A 17,480-nucleotide genomic window follows, 5' to 3' on the forward strand; every position below is an offset into this window, starting at 1 on the left:
TCAGCAGAGACTGCCTACTGCTTGATCCATGCATGCAGGTGGTGGTTACAGGTTAACTGGACATAACTTTCATAATGTTCTGTGACATAGTGCAACATAAATATGTTTGGCATGTTTTAATCATTACGCATAATAGTAGTTTAGCCAAACTTGCATCTTGCAGACTATGGGGGGAGACACTGTTGTTTGTATTAGTATTGATTGCTAGTATGTTTTTATCTTTGGCTGTATTGACAGTCTTGTATGTTAATAATACGTACAAAGTCAAACAGCTTAATGAAAAGGTTGAGATTGAGTCTCGTTTAAGATGCGAACTTTCAACAAGATATTCGCTCGAACAGACGGTATATGGACGAATTATTAACCAAATAGAGCAGGATATATCTTGGCTATCAACGTACATAGTCACTCCAAGCGTATACGGTGAAGATATCCATATATTACTGAAACGAATTGGCCAATTGTTAGAAAATGCAAAAGTATGCTGCGAACCATCTCGAGTTTCTTCGCACACCCCAATACTTTTACAACCCTGGTTAAAAAATAAGTTGTTTATAGAGAGAGGGAAAACCAAAAAGTCATTCAGCATCCATGTTAGTGAAATACCAAATTCAATTGTGCACGCCGATATCGACCTATTAGAAAAGGCTTTTGATAATTTCTTAAGTTATATTAAATTATCTGGTTCTGACTGTTCTTATAGTCTCCGAGTTGAGTGTAAGCAAGGATTGCATTTCTCTTTAACTTGTGAGTCAGCCTCAAGCCTAGGTGGTGATGAATGCACCGAAACAAGTTACTTTCTTTTAAAAAAGCAAATTGAAAAAAATGGAGGGGCACTATGTTGTCAACTCAGTTCAAAAATAATAACAAAGTTTGATTTATTTCTGCCTGCGAAATTTCATGAATTTCCTAAATTCAAACCACGTCATGGCAATATTAACATTGCCGATGAAACCAAGGCAAGAATCATTATTGTTGAAAGCGATCCCGAATATATGGACTGGCTATACTATCAGCTGTCATCTGACTTTCGCATAACACTGTGCCAAACATGCAAGGGGGCACAATATGACTTAGATGAACAATCTGTTGAACTAATTCTATGTAATGCACAATTAAGTGATGATAGTCCTATAAAGTGGTTATCAAGACTAAGGCAACAGCCTGAGTATGCAACAATTCCTTTTGTAATGTTAACCACTAATAATGAACCAAATGAATATTTACAAGCCTGGCAGAGTTATGTTGATGATTGTATAAGTAAGAACACACTTCCTGCACTTCTTAAAATGAGATTAAATGCATTAATAGAAAATCGACGTCTAGTACAAAAAAAGATGTTGTCGCCTTCATTGGTGAAAAATACATTGCAATTATCATCACCAACGTCATCCGTGATCGCGCATGATACCCCTGATGAACAATTCTCCAAAAAACTAAGGTTGGTTATCGACAATAACATTACCTCACAAGAGTTAACTGTTGATTTTGTCGCGAAGCAATTAAATACTAGTAGTCGTTCATTACAGCGGCGTATACAAGCTATGTTTGGTATACCATACACCCAATATTTAAAAAATACCCAGTTACAAATAGCCAAAGATGCTTTGGTATCTGGACATACAATTAAACAGGCTGCGTACTATGCTGGTTTTTCAAGTCAAAATTACTTTGGCCGCGTTTTTAGAACAGAATATGGTATTACACCCAGCCAATTCAAAAAAGATGTGTTAACTAAACCTCCATATCAGACCTAACTTTTTTTACTAACATCGCTTCGTTCAACAGACGATCAATCAGTTGCCGATCGCTTTCTTCTGACAGATGTTGGATGCAATAAGTATTGATAGAAAGTGTAGTTAATTGCTTGACTTTATCTACCAGTTGTTCTGCAACTTGGCTTGCGCTCTCTAAGTGGTAACTTGGTAAGATAACAACAAATATGTCGCCAATATAGCGACTCAATAAAGCATTAATTGGTAGATGATATCCGAGGATATGACTTAGCTGTTTCAGTCTCATATCGCCAATAGTATAACCATGGAGTTCATTAAGTTTACGAAACTTTTGTACATCCAGAGTAAGGAGCGAAAGAGGCTTTGAGTTAAGGCGACTTTCAATAATCTGTTGCTTAAGTTGGTTATGTAATGCATAACGGTTATAGCAGCCAGTTAAAACATCTGTATTGGCTACTCTTTCCATTTCTTCAAATAGCAACTCCTTTTCCGTGACATCAGATAGCATAATCACACTACCTATAGCCATTGTTATATTCTTCCCTATTAGAGAACACTGTACTTGAACTCTTTTTCCATTGCCAAGTTTTACTACATTAGTCTTATCATAAACAAATAGAGTGGGGTCAATAAAGTTATAAATGATTTTTCCAATTTGTTCTGTCGACAAATCGGGGAAGAAAACTTTTGCTTTTGGATTATAGTCAATTAATCGAAACTCTGTATCGGTTACGATGTAGCCGTGTTCAACTTGATTGAAAATCTGATCTCTTGCAATGGGAGTAAGCTTAATTAAATCATAACGGAATACACTTACTGCAAAAGCTATAGTACAAAAAACAAAACCAAACGTCCCCATATCGAGGCCATAAGGGGTGTAACCGAAAAGGGTCCAAATATAATTGAGCCAAGTTAGCGTAATTCCAACTAAAATTAATAAAATCTGAGTTTTTAAGACCGCGTGGGTGTTTTTCATGCTGCGATAAAAAATGATGATACTAACAATCGCTGCAAGGTGCACATATAATGAATAGGCTAAATACAAGATGCCATAATGATTTACAGTAACAGTGATTCCATCTATTTTCTTTAATCCTGTAATGTTAAAACCCAATCCATGAAAATCGTTAGTTAACTGACCAAATAAAACCAAAAAACTGATTAAAAGCGTACTGCTAGCTAACCACAAAGGTGGGGGTAATCGGGTCTTATAACTCACAGCAAATAAGACTACACATGTAGGAATGAAGCAAGCGCCAATAAACTCAATATTTAGCCAGAATTTAACTGAGTTTAGTTCATCGCTTGTTAGCTCAAAAGCATAGCCAAAAGCTTGTACTGCGTACGCTAGCAGTATTCCAACAAACCATATCGTTACATCTTGATAACGAATTCTCAGTGCGGCCCCAGCCAGGATAATGCATCCAGCGGAAATAATAAGTAACAACCAACTAAATATACTAAGATTGGAGAGCATATTTTACGCCTTTGACTATACCGTAACCCATATTTTAATCACAAGCTACTCAATCTAACGCACACTCACTCCTAGAGTAAATTGAGTTGCCATGCTAAACATATGTTAACTTTAACCAAACAAGAATAAAATAAATATAAATAAAAAATTGATACCCCACCGCATTAGTTATGCGCTCCATCAATGTAGTAATTGTAACCATAAATTTTAATGATGTGATGATACTCCCCGGCGCCGTCTGGTCTGCGCGGCTGTTGTTGCCGAAACCAGTCATTAGGTCCTGACGTTCCCTACCACACGTAAAGCTACATTCCAGGTGCACTCATGCATTCCTGAATGAGTCCTTGTGTCGCCGCGTTCATGAGCATCATCACCTCAATGGGGACTATCCATGCAACACGTAGTCAGTAATGAGTCTATTGCCCGCCCTTGCTGCTATCACCTAAATAATCAACGTACTACTAACTCGTACTTATGCGCCAATCTTTTGCACTCTTACGCCAAGCGGGTTGTCATCATGGTACACATCCTTTATTTTTTTTCACACAAAGCGGAATTCCGGCATGGCAAATCAAAAGGAATATAAAGTGTTTAAATTTAATAGAGACTTTATTCTCTTCATTTTGGGCTCGCTACTTCTCTTTTTATTAGGTGGTTGTGGTGAAGGCACTGTAGAGACGAGAGGAAGCAATGCCAGCGTAGAGGGAAATAGTGAGTCAAGTAGTACTCAAGATCAGACAAAGATAACCATCTCTACATCTAATAACAAAGGTGGTGCCATCACCCCACAAAAGGTCACTGTCGAAAAGGGCGAATCGGTCACATTTATCATTACCGCGGATAGCGGGTATCAGATTGATACTGTAAGCGGTTGTGGTGGTGAGTTAAATGGTAATGTTTATTTGGTCAATAAACCAACCCAAACCTGTGCAATAAGAGCATTTTTTGCTGTGGCAAAAAATATTACGAATATCCATGTTTCTACCCAAGTGCTCAGCGCAGAGTTGCAAGTGCAGCCACTGTTTTTAGTCAATAGTGAGTACGCCAAACCTTTAGACAAACAGACCGACATCAGCATGGCGGTAGAGCCAACAGAAAATCAGTTGTTATCCCTAACCGACGAAACTGGTGAGCCGTTATTAATGGGGTTAAAACTGGCCAATCAATCAAACGTCGAAGTTACCTTAGAGAGCAGTGCAGTGGTATTTGTCTTACGCAGCAACCAATTTTATGGCGCAAACTTCAATGACCGTGCTGAACTCAGCCGCCGCATTGAAGCGCATGACAAGTTTCCGCTATTGGTGAGTGAGTTAGGTGAGCAGTTAAAAAATGGCAATCCTTGCCCGATGGACAGCAGTTGTAGTGCAGTAGCTGCCATTATTGCTGAGCGTATCGCTAGCTCACTGAGTGTTGATGATTTGCTGGTTGCAGGGTAATGCTCATGAAAGGAATCAAACCAAAATTCGTGGCCAGTCTCTGTGCCTTGACCGTCAGCTTGGCGGCGCTCAATGTCCAAGCTCAAAGCCATTATCGATTAAACGATGATATTAACTTTAGCTTAGATTCTTCAGGTAATTTGACTGTAAATAGCGGCTATCTCACCTACTATTTATTGCGCGGTTACGATCCTAAAACCGGATATCAAACGGGACGGCATTTAGTCAATGCCTCTAGCCAAAGTATCGACTTCGATGTTGCCGATATAGAATTGGATGGTTTTTTACCTAAAGCGGACTTTAAACTGCCGCAGCGCAAGTATGAAGCCACCGAGCTTGCGTTAACAGAGGCAGTGCCAACGCAAATAGGTTGGCAAAATGTAGATTTAAACCTAAGGGGCACAAGCCTGGTCGGTTTAGCCACGGAATTTACTGACAGCGAAAAGATGGCCGGTGAAGACTTTGCCGATATGCTCGCCTTGTTTGCGCTCAATACCCTTGTGGTGGTTGATATCGCCGCTAATACTGTGACAGGTGAGGAACCTTCTTGGTATTCCCTGGAACCTGATGAAAAGCCCGGAGATAGGGCTCTAAGTGGAAAGATTAAAGCACTGGATAGGTTTGCTGAATTTGCAATTTCGATAAGAGAAGTGCACGACCAAAAATTTTGGAACAAGCATGCATTATTTATTGACATGATAAAATTACAACGTGAGGTTCTTAACAATATTGTTGAGGTAGCCAATGTAAATCCTGCTGATTTTCCTTGGCTTGAGTTTTTTATTAATGATACGGAAATAGTTTTTTCCTCAATAGAAAAACTGCAAAGTGTGACTTCTTTTGAGCCATTGAATGTCCAAAATAAATTAAAGGGAATGATAAAAGAACAATACAAACGATTGTTTAAAACTGATATTGAGGCTGGTAGGGTCGTTGATGATTCTTTTGATGTTTTAATTAAATTTGCCGCAGAAAAGCTCAAGAAGGAGTTAGACGGGGCTGATGCTGAGGCAAAAGAAATTATTATTGCCAAATACATCATGGAGCCATTAAATCAAGCGTTGGCAGCTTATAAGCAAGACTTACGCCGAAAAATTGTTAAGGCCAGAGCAGATGATCAGCCGGCAGCAGCGTACAAATCATTAGAATCGCAGCTTAAACATTTAAACCAAGCTCGAGCTGTCATTTTGATGTCTTCAATAGTGTTGAATGGTCAGAACCTATATCAAGACCTTAAGTCCGAACCCGAAAAGTTTGTTGGAACTATCATCGAAATGGGCATTCAGGCCGGTGCTCTAGTTATTGAAAATTTATTTGAAGATCCTGCTGATGCCACGGTGTTGGCGAAATATACTTGGCAACGTTTGACAGGACTGGATGGTAGACGCAGTTCGTTCCACCTGATCCGAAAAATGGGCAAGTATACCGAAATAGGGGAAAAAGGCGTCTCCATCGGTAACAGCATTGCCAATAAATTACTGCCATTCATATGGGATTTGGCTTGGGCGCCGGGAAAAATGTCCATTTCTTTGGTTGAAGGAAAGCTTAACCCGCTAGGGGCAATGCAAACTCGGGTGGATGTCTATCGCGTGGCGCAAGATGGTTCACGTGAACTGCTCAAGCAACTAAGCAGCACTGATGTTCTTAAAGACACGGTGCTGGCTCTTGATCATTTAGACCAGTTAGACATCGAAGTCGCGTTATCACGAAGCAACATGTTTGATGAAACGCGCTCACCCTGGTTGATGAGTGGCAATATACCACCTCAGCCGCTCTATGAAGCCAAGGTCCTCGATACCAATGATCGCGGGTACGCCACTCGGTTTTTATGTACCCGAACCTTATTCAATGACTTGGAGTATGTCGATTACAACATCAGCAGTACATCCACCGCCGATGCCCATGAAAACCGTTGTGGTGCGGGCGAGCGATATGCTAAAGAATGGTTTAATGGCAGCAAAGCAGGGTCAACCCTTTACGAAAATAATGATGTATTGCCTGAGGCGCTGCGGCTAAAACCCGATTTGGCCAGTGCCACTTCTATTGTGAATTATCGCCACAGCTATAACGAAGGGGATAAACCCGTATTGGTTCTAATTGATGGCCACTCAACTAACGCAATTACCCACAAAATTAGTTTTGTGCCAGCCGTAAGCAATGTCGGTTTTGGTACTGTACAACTGCCCGTGGATAACGGTGGCTATGTGATTGGGTTTGATGTCTCTCAAATAGTGCAGTCAAACCTTGACCCGATTGTCACCTATCGTTGGGACTTTGGTGATGGCTCAGCTGTGTTAGAAACCAGTTCAACCCTGGTCGAACATATCTACGCCGAAGGTAGCTTTACCGTTACCTTAACCGTTGTCACCCAAGCGGGCATTGAAACCACGGTTAGCCAAACAGTTGCGGTGGGTGAGCGCCTACGTACACCAATGCTTGAGCAACCACGTTATCAAATTGAAACCGATGGCAGCGCCAGCATTACCCTCAATTGGCGCAATATTGAACAGGGCAGCACAGTCAATCTGTATCTCGCCGAAGAAAGCTTTACCGACTTAAACGATATTGCCAACTACGCCAGTTTAAAAGGTGCAAGGCGCACATCGGTAAAAGGCGCATTTGAGTACCGCTTTACTGGGTTAACGGCGGATACCGAGTATTTTATGGTGGCCACCACCCAAGGCGCACATAAAGAAAGCCCCTTAAGTAATCAAGCGCAACTCGTTACCCGCAAAGTCGCCCAGCCCACTGGCAAACTTAATGATACTGGTATCGATTGGTGCGCAGATGGCAGCAATAACTACTTGGATTGCCCTGTACAAGGTTATGAGGGCCAAGATGCCGAGCATGGCCGCGATGTGCTTGCGCGCAGCGGCCAGTTGCAAAAAGTGGGTGGTGGTGCGGCAGGCTTTGATTTTACCAAGCTCGATAACAGCGGTAACCCATTACCCGAAAGCGCCAGCGAATGGAGCTGCGTGCTCGATAACCACACCGGCCTAATTTGGGAAGTGAAACAACCCGCTGGCAGTGGCGGCCTGCGCGATGCTAACCATACCTACAGCTGGTATAACCCCGATAACAGCACAAATGGTGGTCATGCTGGCACGCAAAACGGTGGCACCTGCCACGGCAGCGCTTGTGATACCTATGCTTTTGTCAATATGGTCAATAGCCAAGGGCTATGTGGTGTCAGCGATTGGCGTATACCAACGGTCAAAGAATTGATGAGTATTGTTCATAATGGAATAGCAAATCCTGCAATTGATTTAGATTACTTCCCTAATTTCCCTAACACCACACCGTTTGATTCATATTGGACCTCAGTACGCAATGCTCCAAACGCAGGAGATTCATGGATGGTCATGTTTTCTTATGGTGGTGTCGCAATGTATCGCAGTGGTAACAATTTTGTACGGCTAGTTCGTAACGAGCAGTAAATATTAATGGATTTTATTTGAGCGTGCTGTAAGTAACATAGATGTTATTTGTCAAAAGGTTACAGCAAGTGGAAAAGGTATCATAACGTATCTAGCTTCGTAGTAGTGCTAAAACAGGATGCTTTTGTTTAAGGAAACATGTTAATGCTCAACTTTAATAAGTTATTGATTTGGATGTTTTTGCTTGTTGTGGAAACGCAAGTCTATGCTAGCGAACTCTGTTCTGGTATTGAAAACTCGGCTATTCAAGCGACTACACCGAGCAGTGATTTTACCGATAACGGCGATGGCACTGTCACCCATCTAACCACTGGACTAATCTGGCAGCGTTGCAGTTTGGGGCAAACGTGGGATGGCAGTTATTGTGTGGATGATGCAACGACTTACAATTGGCCAGCGTCTGCCCCGCAAGCGAGAGATAATCTATTTGCAGGCTATAGTGATTGGCGTTTGCCTAATAAAAATGAACTGGCTTCAATTATTGAATACCGCTGTCATCACCCTGCAATTAATAGCCAAATATTTCCCAATACGTCACCTAGTGGATATTGGTCGTCTTCGCACAGTTCCGACTATGGTCACACATCGTGGAGCGTTGACTTCAAAAGTGGTAGCGTCTACCTCGACGTTAGGTTTCACTATTATCATGTCCGTTTGGTGCGAGGCGGATAGGCATTTGATTTTGACCTGTTGGGTGGCGACTGTACCACCTAAAATGGTGTCCGGGATGATTAGACCACTACAGACAGTGCCGAAAAATGACAGTGAAGACGTGAGATTTTGAGGAGATAAAGAACCCCACATTTCGTGGGGTTCGTGAGGGTTTGCCTCAAGTGGATCTGGCTTGGGTGAGCCTTGAAATGTTCTGGATTAAGGTTTTCACCAGTTGCTCCAGTCTGTTGCCATCGATAACCTCGTTGATTCTGTGTCGCGGGCAAGCAGTGCAATGCCACAAATGAGCCGAATTGACACCTTATTCGGCTCACGGTATGAACCGATAATAGCCCTCATTCGGCTCATTCCACAACTCACAGGGCTGGTCTACTGGGTGTCGGAGAGGCTCGGGGCGAGAATGGACTCTTGGACAGTGCCACTTACTAGGTTATGATTTGTCTCGGCTGACCGGCCAGACTTTCGCACGAGTCAAAATGGTTACTACTCTCAAGCAACATGATCTCAACCTCAAATCCTCACCTTGGATGGATTAAACGTGCGATGTATACCCCAGGGTAGGACTAGGAGATTGGATCATGACCATCAAAGCGTTCGTCCACACAACCCAACTTGAGCTCAAAGATGTACTAGGCATCTCCCTCAAACGTAGTCATATCTACGAGATGATTGCTGCGGCCTATGGCTACAGTACTTACGCGTCATTGCAAGCTGATGCGATTCTGCTCAGTAATACGAAATGGCAGGTTGCGTTGGATGTAAGTGCAATTGAGGCTAGAGCTAATATTCTGGGTATTAGTATTCCTGAGCTTATCGCTCAGAAGTTGGCCACATCGTTAGTGCAGGCGGGTATTATAAGCCTACGTGTAAGAGAGATTTTAAGGCGTCGTGTTAACGACGATGACATGACTAAGCATGGTCAACTTCCTCCTAATTCGACTACTGCTAGCCGCTTTAGCTCCTCAGACCATTATGCTGGGGAATTAATGAATATGTTTAAACAGAATGAATTTAATTCGCCATTAGTACACCAGGGATTGGTCCAGTTAAGTGCATTTGCAGACCGAAATGCTTCATCGTTCCCACAATACGAGCTTCATCAAGAATTTTATAAACTGGCTGGTGAGTTTAATGATACAGATGTAGGCGGATTAGTTGATAATGATAGAGAACGATACTCGCTTTGGCTCCAGCACTTGAAAAAATCAGCTATGAGGTTTGACATAGAGGCTATAGAGTTACTGTCAACCCATCGGCTTGATGTTTCTTTATATATGATTGTATTAAAAGACTACACGTATCATGAAACTGTAGCAGTCAAATGCGAAGATGCTGGAAATATGCAGCATGCACATTACTGGTGGATTAGAGCCGCATTAAAAGGGTCTATCAATGCAATGCACAAGTTGATTAGCAACTATGAAAAAGAGGACTTATATCGTTGTTGGATATGGGTACTTCTTGCAGAGTGTATTGGGTATGACCTACTGAATGAGGTCGATACATCGACAACTTATGATGTATTTGCGGGTAGTGACAAGAATACATTCATAATTCAAGGGCAGTCTTTTCCTGCACTGACATTACCAATCCTAGATATGGTCTTGCATCACAAGGCTCAGCGAGTCGTAGATAAGCTATGTCAAGAACATTTTGATGATTGAATCGTATTTGAATATCACGGCTCATATGACTAAGGCGGGATTAACTAGAAAAGATATTCTTTATCTTTTGTGTTGAGTTTTTATTTGTAATCGACAGCTGTCGACAGTGTGAGAGGCGTGTTAAAACGTGAAAATAATCATTGCCTCTCACGCACTACATTTAGATTTTGCTGAGTTAGGTGTGCTAATTACTTTAACAAAAGATAATTCACTCAAAAAATGAGTGTTGACACACTATATTTTAGTAATTTCTTATTGTAAGTGCAATTTTCTTACTTTAAGGAAAGCTAGCTCGAAGGAATTAAAAATCTGGATTATCTTCGCTGCGAAGCAGCGGAATGTTGAAATTCTTAAATTTTTTAATTGTTCTCAATAATAGTAAATGGACAGTTTTTCGATTTTTTCAAGTGGGGTAAATGAAAAAAGTTCGAAAAAAGATGAGGTTGGTTATTTTTGAAGCGTTCTTAAGGGGGGGTTAGCCTATCAGCTACCTCGCTCTAGGTGCACACCCCATGTTGGATTCGTCCTACAAGTACTATTACTGCCTGAGCCCCTAAAGCTGTCGACAGCACCTCTGCTGGCCGTTTACCACCTAAGCCCCAAGCTGGGCGATGTAACCATGACAATGCTCTGGCGGTATTGTTTCTGTGGAGGAAGAGAACAGCTTCGAGTGCCTGTACAACGCCGTATACCCTGGCACCCTGCGAGATTGATAGGGGAGCCTCAATCCTCAGCTTGCGAGCAACAGTGCTCCGGCTAATGCCTGCTAAGCGGCATATCAAACCTGAATCTGTGTTCATCAATTCAGCTAGTCGATGAATGATGCCAGGAGCTACGCCAGCTACGATCCAGAGATGTGCACTCAGTGGATCTTGAGGGATGTTGAGAGTCGTCATAAGGGTGTGGGCTGAACTAAATAACTGATCCCAATAGTGCTACACCTTCGCTGTGCCATAGCCATTCCCCGGGAAAGGAGACACGGTATCCATGAAGTGTTTCACTCGGGCCAGCAGGTTTGCCATCCCTCTGCATTGATGATTGCGCGTGATGGTTTCATGTAACTTGTGCCATAGCCGTTCTATGTGATTAACCCAAGGGCTGTAAACTGGCTGGAACACCAGGCAGAACTTGGGATTCTTCTTCAACCATCGCTCGGTCTGTTTGCTTTTGTGAATGATGTAGTTATCGAGGATCAACGTGATGGTTTTGGCTCGTCGGTAGTGGTGGCGCAGCTTTTCCAGCATGGCAATAAACAGCGATGAGTTTTTCTTGATCCCGCTGACGTAAAGTACCCTTCCGTTGCCTGCGTGGAGAACGCCTGCCAGATAATGCTTGGCATTCTGCCCCGGTGTGACAACCCGCTTTTGCTGCGCTCTGAACATCCAGTCGGCTCCTAATTTGGGATTGAGGTCTATATCGACTTCATCCTCATAAAACACCGGATTATCGGCATCACAGCGGGCCAGCGCGGCGTCGATATTCGCCATTTTTTCCTGATAGGCTGGGTCTTTTATCCGCAAGGTCGGCACGGGCCTGCGCCAGACAATGCCCATACGAGGTAACCATCGGCGGAGCGTGGAGGCTGCCACATTGAGCCCTGTTAACCGATGGATTTTTATAGCCAATAGTTCAGTACACCAACGGCTGCGCTGATAACCAAAATCTTGCGGAGAAAACTGCATGAGCAGCACCAGTAAGGTGACAATCTTGGCGATAGGTAAGACTGGGGCACGGCCAGCCGGTAAGGCTTCTAGCGCATCTATGCCTTCATCTCGATACCACCGAAGCCAACGACCGATGGTCGAGCGCGCAGCGCCGGTAAGGTGATGAACATCGGTGATCGTGCGTCCTTCATGTAACAGCAAGATGGCCATCAAGCGACGAGCATGTCCTTTATCACGGGTGGCATGGATGATTTTGTGAATGCGGCGCCGTTGTGGTCGTGGCAGAGGTGGTAGGATAGGCATCAACTCAGTCCTTTGGGTGTGGCTTGTTTTGTTTAGCGACTAATCAGATCGCACAAACTGGACTGAGTTCCCTTCCTCCGGTGATCTACTATTCGGAACAGCTATTTAGCGGTTGATGGTAAAGCTCTTCGTGCTACCGCTAAAGGGCGAGGTGCCAACGCTGTTCATATGGTCAATGTCTGGTCAACTGAGCTGGGGATGTGTGTTGGCCAGCAACAAGTCGCTGACAAATCTAACGAGATCACGGCAATACCTGAGCTACTCCAACTTCTTGAATTAAAAGGGTGTTTAGTCAGTATTGATGCGATGGGTACACAGGTAAAAATCGCCGACACCATCCTCAAAAAGTCGGGTGATTACCTGCTTGCAGTGAAAGACAACCAACCTAGCCTCAATACTGAAGTAAAAGAACAGTTCCAAGCGTATTGGGATAAGAATGAAACCGATGTTTCGGGGCACGGCTTTACTGAACAATTTGACTCAGAACATGGGCGAAAAGAGCATCGACGTTGTTGGGTTCTGATGGTTGATGAAAGCATGCCAGTTTGCCAGCAGTGGAAAGCGAAGACGATCATAGCCGTGCAGGCTGAGCGAATTGAAAATGGCAAAGGCTATGATTTCGTGAGATTTTATATAAGTAGCCGAGCGTTGGATGCCACCTCAGCGCTGAAGGCAACCCGAGCGCACTGGTCGGTAGAAAATCTGCTGCACTGGACTTTAGATATTGCGTTCGGAGAGGATCAACTTCAGGCCAGAGCGGGCTTCGCTGGGGAAAACTTAGCGGTCATCAGGCAGTGGATACTGAACATGCTGAAGCAAAACAAATCACGTAATCTAAGCATGGCCAACAAGCGCAGGCTCTGCTGTCTGAATGAACAATATTTGTTCGAATGTATGGGGTTGTTCAAAGTATAAACACTGATGCGTCAGCCCTGCTGGAGAAAATCAGCGAGAAGAAGGCTCATGTAGTGGTACAGTGTATTCTTGCAGTACAATTGATAATAATCGATTAAGCAGCAAATTATTGGAGTAACGTTTTGAACGCACCTGAACTCCCTGTTGATGAAGCTTCTCGTTTACTTGCATTACAGCGAACTAATTTGCTGGATACGCCAGCAGAGAAGCGCTTTGACCGCATTACAAGATTAGCAGCGTCTGTATTTAAAGTGCCAATATGCCTTATCTCTTTGGTGGATAGTGACCGGCAATGGTTTAAATCTAAAGTGGGTCTTGACGCTTGTGAAACAGGCCGTGATATCTCATTTTGTGGCCATGCGATATTGCATGAGGATATTTTAATTGTTTCAGATGCAACAAAAGATGAGCGCTTTTCGTCAAATCCTTTAGTAACCGACGCGCCGCATATTCGTTTTTATGCGGGTGCACCGCTGCGAGAGACAAGTGGGCAACCCATCGGCAGTCTATGTCTCATTGACTCCGTGGCCAGAGACTTTTCAGCAAAAGAGCAGCAAGAACTGCGCGAATTTGCAGACATGGTTGAGTATGAAATTGCCAAAGAATATCACGCTCGACTTCAAGAGCAGTTTTTAAAAGGCATGGCAAGAAAAACCTCAATACTGGCAACACTGCCTGATATGGTATTTGTTATTGACCGAAACTTTCATTTTTTGGTTTGCAAAGAGCATCCTGACTTACTTAAACCTCAACAAGCGATTTTGGGGCGTACCGTTCATGAGATACTACCCAATGAGCTAGGTCATCAACTCGTAGAGTGCCTCAAGCAAGCCTTTTGTAACAACGATGTGATTCATCATAACTACACGTTTGAAAAGTCAAATCAATCGTTCGAAGCGCGATATAAAAAGATTGATGATAATCAGGTATTGGTCGTCATACGCAATACCACGGCACAAGTTGAAGCGCAGTCAGAAATAAGACGCCTTTCTGAAGTTGCAAGGCAGACAACTAATGGTGTGGTAATAACTGATGTCAAAGGTCGAGTTATATGGATTAATGAAGCCTTCTCCTTTCTTACAGGATATGGCATTGAAGAAATGCAGGGTAAAAAGCCTGGGGAGTTATTACAAGGGCCCGACACTGATCCTGCCACTGTTGCAATAATGAGAGATGCGCTTGCTCAACAGAACGGCTTTAATGTTGATGTTGTAAATTATTCAAAAGCGCAAAATTCCTACTGGGTGAGAATAGCTTGTAACCCGCTGTTTAGTGAAAGTGGTAGTTTGAGCGGCTATATTGCAATTGAAACAGATATTACAAAAGAGAAACAGGATGAAGAGCTCATAAGGAACAGTCAGAATTTACTTAAGGCCGTAATAGACGCTAACAATATAGGCACATGGCATTTTAATATTCAAACAGGCGAGTTGATTATCAATGATAAATGGGCCGCATTACTGGGTTACACACTTTCTGAGTTATTACCTGCAAACAGAAGCACGTGGGAGAGGTTAACGCATCCTGATGACCTGGCTTATTGTGCAACTATTCTTGAAAAGCACGTGTTAGGCCTAATACCCATATATGAAGCCAATCTTCGTATGAAACACAAAAATGGTGAATGGATATGGATAAACACCAGAGGGCGTATTTCTTCAAGGACATATGATGGCAAAGCTCTATGGTTATTGGGTACACACTTTGATATCAATGACCAAATAATTGCAGAAAAAGCGCTTAGTGATAAGTCAAGGCAGATGGAAGCTGTTATTGAAAGGTTGCATGATGGCATTATTACTATTGATGGTCGTGGTAAAATTCTGACATTTAACCAAGCCGCACAGGAAATCTTCGGCTATACGGAAGATGAAACGCTTGGCAAAAATATTAGCATGTTGATGGGGTCACCTCATCGAGAGCATCACGATAGCTACTTATCAAATTATATAGAACGCGGTGTCAGTGACATTACTGGTCGTATTCGTGAGCTTGAGGCCTTGCGCAAAGATGGTTCTATGTTTCCAATCGAGCTTCGTGTAGTTGAAGTTCAAATGGCTGGTGAAGTTAACTTTATCGGTGTTGTCAGGGATATCACTGAGCGTAAACAACGTGAAAATGAAATTCACCAGTTAGCATTTTATGACTCATTAACATTGCTACCTAATCGACGTCTGTTGTTGGACAGATTGAAGGGAGCTATAAATCATAGCGTTCGTACAAGGAACTTCTCAGCATTATTTTTTCTTGATTTAGATAACTTTAAAAACCTTAATGATAGTGCTGGTCATAACAAAGGTGATTTGCTGTTGTGCCAGGTCGCTGAGCGTCTTGTCAACTCAGTGAGACAAGGTGATACCGTAGCGCGTTTAGGCGGCGATGAGTTTATTATTATTGCATCAGATTTAAGTCATGAACCAACATTAGCAGCGAACCAGGCTGAGAGACTTGCACAAAAAATCGTGAGTAATTTAACAAGGGAATATAATCTTAACGGTCTAACTTACAATAGTTCGGCAAGCATTGGTGTAACACTTTTTAACAGTGAAAATCTGTCAAGAGTAGATTTGTTAAAGCAAGCTGATATGGCTATGTACAAGGCTAAATATGCTGGTCGAAATGGTGTGCAGTTTTTTGACCCGCAAATGCAAGTTGCAGTAAGCTCAAGAGCAGCAATTATTAGCGACTTATACTCTGCAATACAAAGCCAGCAATTTGTACTTTTCTATCAAAAACAGGTCAATCACTTGGAGCAGTGTATTGGTGTTGAAGTGCTATTACGCTGGATACACCCAGAAAAAGGAATGGTGTCACCACTGCAATTTATCCCATTAGCGGAGGAAACAGGTCTGATTGTGCCCATTAGCAAATGGGTGCTAGAGGAAGCTTGCGCCACTCTGGCAAAATGGTCTTTAGAATCCGAAAAACAACACCTAAGCATTGCGGTTAACATAAGCGTAGTTCAATTTAGCAAAGATAATTTTGTTCAGACTGTTTTAAATGCATTGAAAACCTCAGGTGCAAATCCACAGTTGCTAAAGCTGGAAATTACGGAAACGTTGCTCGCAAATAACATTCCTGATGTTAAAGCTAAGATGAAAGAGTTGCAGCAGCACGGCGTGACTTTTTCAATCGATGATTTTGGTACAGGCTATTCATCCTTATCCTACTTAAAACAATTGCCTATAAATCAGTTGAAAATTGACCAAGGGTTTGTTCGAGATATTATCAATAGCAGTAATGATAGGGCCATCGCTCAGGCAGTTATAACATTAGCCGACTCAATGGAACTGCAAGTCATAGCTGAGGGTGTTGAAACAGAAGCCCAGCGCGCGTTATTGCAGAGTATGGGGTGTCACACCTATCAAGGCTATTTATACGGAAAACCGTGTCGGATAGAAGAGCTGCATTTTTAAAAGATAATTAGTAAGGTATCTGGCTTCATAGGACGCGTGATGGAATCAACAGTTTTTAAGTGTGGTCGTGGCCAGGGGGTTTACCTGCCCGAGGCAGTGGCCCTGCCAGATGAGGTCACGCATGTTGAGATCGTCGTGGTTGGTCGTACTCGCATAATCACACCTGTAGGTGAGTCCTGGGATAGGTGGTTTGATGAGCCTTGTATGAGCACCGACTTCATGGCCGAACGTGAGCAGCCAACCGCTCAGGAGCGAGAGAAACTCTGAGGTCCAGNTTGTATGAGCACCGACTTCATGGCCGAACGTGAGCAGCCAACCGCTCAGGAGCGAGAGAAACTCTGAGGTCCAGCAGGGTAACTGAGTTGCGTAGCTGAGAGGGATTGTTTTTATATATATATAGATAAAGCGTATCCCTCTCACCTGAAAAGGTGAATAGCTATGGCTATCATTCTCGCGTAGCGAGGATTGTTCATAGATCTGTCGGTACTCGCCCCCCAGGCAGGATAGCTCAGTAGCCATTTTTTCTAGGTTGCACCACTGGTCGTGGTGCATGTGATCCAGTTATCTACCCGTGGTTTCCATTGGACCATTCGTTGAAGGTGTTTTGGTGGCACTAGAGCTGAGGTGCACAGCTGAGAGGGATTGTTTTTATATATATAGATAAAGCGCACCCCTCTCACCTAAGGAAGGTGCGAACAAGTCCCTGATATGAGATCATGTTTGTCATCTGGAGCCATGGAACAGGGTTCATCATGAGTCA

At 43.0% G+C, this 17,480-nt stretch carries 10 protein-coding genes and 1 pseudogene; 8 read left to right on the forward strand and 3 right to left on the reverse strand.

The window, feature by feature from the left end:
- Positions 1-182: 182 nt before the first annotated feature.
- A complete protein-coding gene (locus BSP75_RS19315) occupies positions 183-1,757 on the forward strand; it encodes a helix-turn-helix domain-containing protein (RefSeq protein ID WP_171971608.1) in 1,575 nt (524 codons plus the stop codon).
- Here the strand turns inward: BSP75_RS19315 and BSP75_RS19320 are convergent.
- On the reverse strand, positions 1,735-3,213 hold the full coding sequence (locus tag BSP75_RS19320; protein WP_075114268.1) for a histidine kinase N-terminal 7TM domain-containing protein: 1,479 nt from the start codon (positions 3,211-3,213) through the stop codon (positions 1,735-1,737). The two genes, BSP75_RS19315 and BSP75_RS19320, sit on opposite strands and share 23 nt — an antisense overlap.
- Before the next feature lie 563 nt (positions 3,214-3,776).
- Between BSP75_RS19320 and BSP75_RS19330 the strand changes: the two genes are divergently transcribed.
- The 4 genes from BSP75_RS19330 (at position 3,777) to BSP75_RS19345 (ending at position 10,422) form a co-directional block, all read left to right on the forward strand.
- Positions 3,777-4,649, forward strand: coding sequence for a hypothetical protein (locus tag BSP75_RS19330; protein WP_075114270.1), 873 nt, complete (start codon positions 3,777-3,779; stop codon positions 4,647-4,649).
- Between the two features lie 5 nt (positions 4,650-4,654).
- Positions 4,655-8,086, forward strand: coding sequence for a DUF1566 domain-containing protein (locus BSP75_RS19335; RefSeq protein ID WP_075114284.1), 3,432 nt, complete (start codon positions 4,655-4,657; stop codon positions 8,084-8,086).
- 144 nt (positions 8,087-8,230) lie between these two features.
- The gene (locus BSP75_RS19340) at positions 8,231-8,758 is read left to right on the forward strand and encodes a DUF1566 domain-containing protein (protein ID WP_075114271.1); all 528 of its coding nucleotides are present in this window, start codon (positions 8,231-8,233) and stop codon (positions 8,756-8,758) included.
- Positions 8,759-9,336: 578 nt separating this feature from the next.
- The gene (locus BSP75_RS19345; protein WP_075114272.1) at positions 9,337-10,422 is read left to right on the forward strand and encodes a hypothetical protein; all 1,086 of its coding nucleotides are present in this window, start codon (positions 9,337-9,339) and stop codon (positions 10,420-10,422) included.
- Positions 10,423-10,919: 497 nt separating this feature from the next.
- On the opposite strand, the gene BSP75_RS19350 is transcribed toward BSP75_RS19345, so the two are convergent.
- The gene (locus tag BSP75_RS19350; protein WP_075114273.1) at positions 10,920-11,318 is read right to left on the reverse strand and encodes an antitoxin Xre/MbcA/ParS toxin-binding domain-containing protein; all 399 of its coding nucleotides are present in this window, start codon (positions 11,316-11,318) and stop codon (positions 10,920-10,922) included.
- Between the two features lie 39 nt (positions 11,319-11,357).
- Entirely contained in the window at positions 11,358-12,389 is a 1,032-nt protein-coding gene (locus BSP75_RS19355) for an IS630-like element ISAhy2 family transposase (protein WP_075114274.1), read from the reverse strand.
- Positions 12,390-12,494: 105 nt separating this feature from the next.
- Here BSP75_RS19355 and BSP75_RS19360 point away from each other — a divergent pair.
- From BSP75_RS19360 to vapB, 3 genes and pseudogenes are all read left to right on the forward strand, one after another.
- A pseudogene (locus BSP75_RS19360) lies at positions 12,495-13,304 on the forward strand (ISAs1-like element ISKpn9 family transposase); the annotation flags it as partial.
- A 122-nt stretch (positions 13,305-13,426) separates the two neighbouring features.
- A complete protein-coding gene (locus BSP75_RS19365; protein ID WP_075114276.1) occupies positions 13,427-16,720 on the forward strand; it encodes an EAL domain-containing protein in 3,294 nt (1,097 codons plus the stop codon).
- Positions 16,721-16,759: 39 nt separating this feature from the next.
- Positions 16,760-16,987 carry a type II toxin-antitoxin system VapB family antitoxin gene (gene vapB / locus BSP75_RS19370; RefSeq protein ID WP_139474410.1) on the forward strand — a complete coding sequence of 76 codons (228 nt, stop codon included), beginning with the start codon at positions 16,760-16,762 and terminating at the stop codon, positions 16,985-16,987.
- The last annotated feature ends 493 nt before the right edge of the window (positions 16,988-17,480 follow it).

This window comes from Aeromonas sp. YN13HZO-058, from assembly GCF_001921245.1.
GTDB classification, from domain to species: domain Bacteria; phylum Pseudomonadota; class Gammaproteobacteria; order Enterobacterales; family Aeromonadaceae; genus Aeromonas; species Aeromonas allosaccharophila.

Excerpts from the sequence above, each read along its gene's own strand:
- vapB (WP_139474410.1), top strand. The coding sequence starts at position 16,760 with ATGGAATCAACAGTTTTTAAGTGTGGTCGTGGCCAGGGGGTTTACCTG.
- BSP75_RS19320 (WP_075114268.1), bottom strand. The coding sequence starts at position 3,213 with ATGCTCTCCAATCTTAGTATATTTAGTTGGTTGTTACTTATTATTTCC.
- BSP75_RS19335 (WP_075114284.1), top strand. The coding sequence starts at position 4,655 with ATGAAAGGAATCAAACCAAAATTCGTGGCCAGTCTCTGTGCCTTGACC.
- BSP75_RS19340 (WP_075114271.1), top strand. The coding sequence starts at position 8,231 with ATGCTCAACTTTAATAAGTTATTGATTTGGATGTTTTTGCTTGTTGTG.
- BSP75_RS19330 (WP_075114270.1), top strand. The coding sequence starts at position 3,777 with ATGGCAAATCAAAAGGAATATAAAGTGTTTAAATTTAATAGAGACTTT.
- BSP75_RS19355 (WP_075114274.1), bottom strand. The coding sequence starts at position 12,389 with ATGCCTATCCTACCACCTCTGCCACGACCACAACGGCGCCGCATTCAC.
- BSP75_RS19345 (WP_075114272.1), top strand. The coding sequence starts at position 9,337 with ATGACCATCAAAGCGTTCGTCCACACAACCCAACTTGAGCTCAAAGAT.
- BSP75_RS19350 (WP_075114273.1), bottom strand. The coding sequence starts at position 11,318 with ATGACGACTCTCAACATCCCTCAAGATCCACTGAGTGCACATCTCTGG.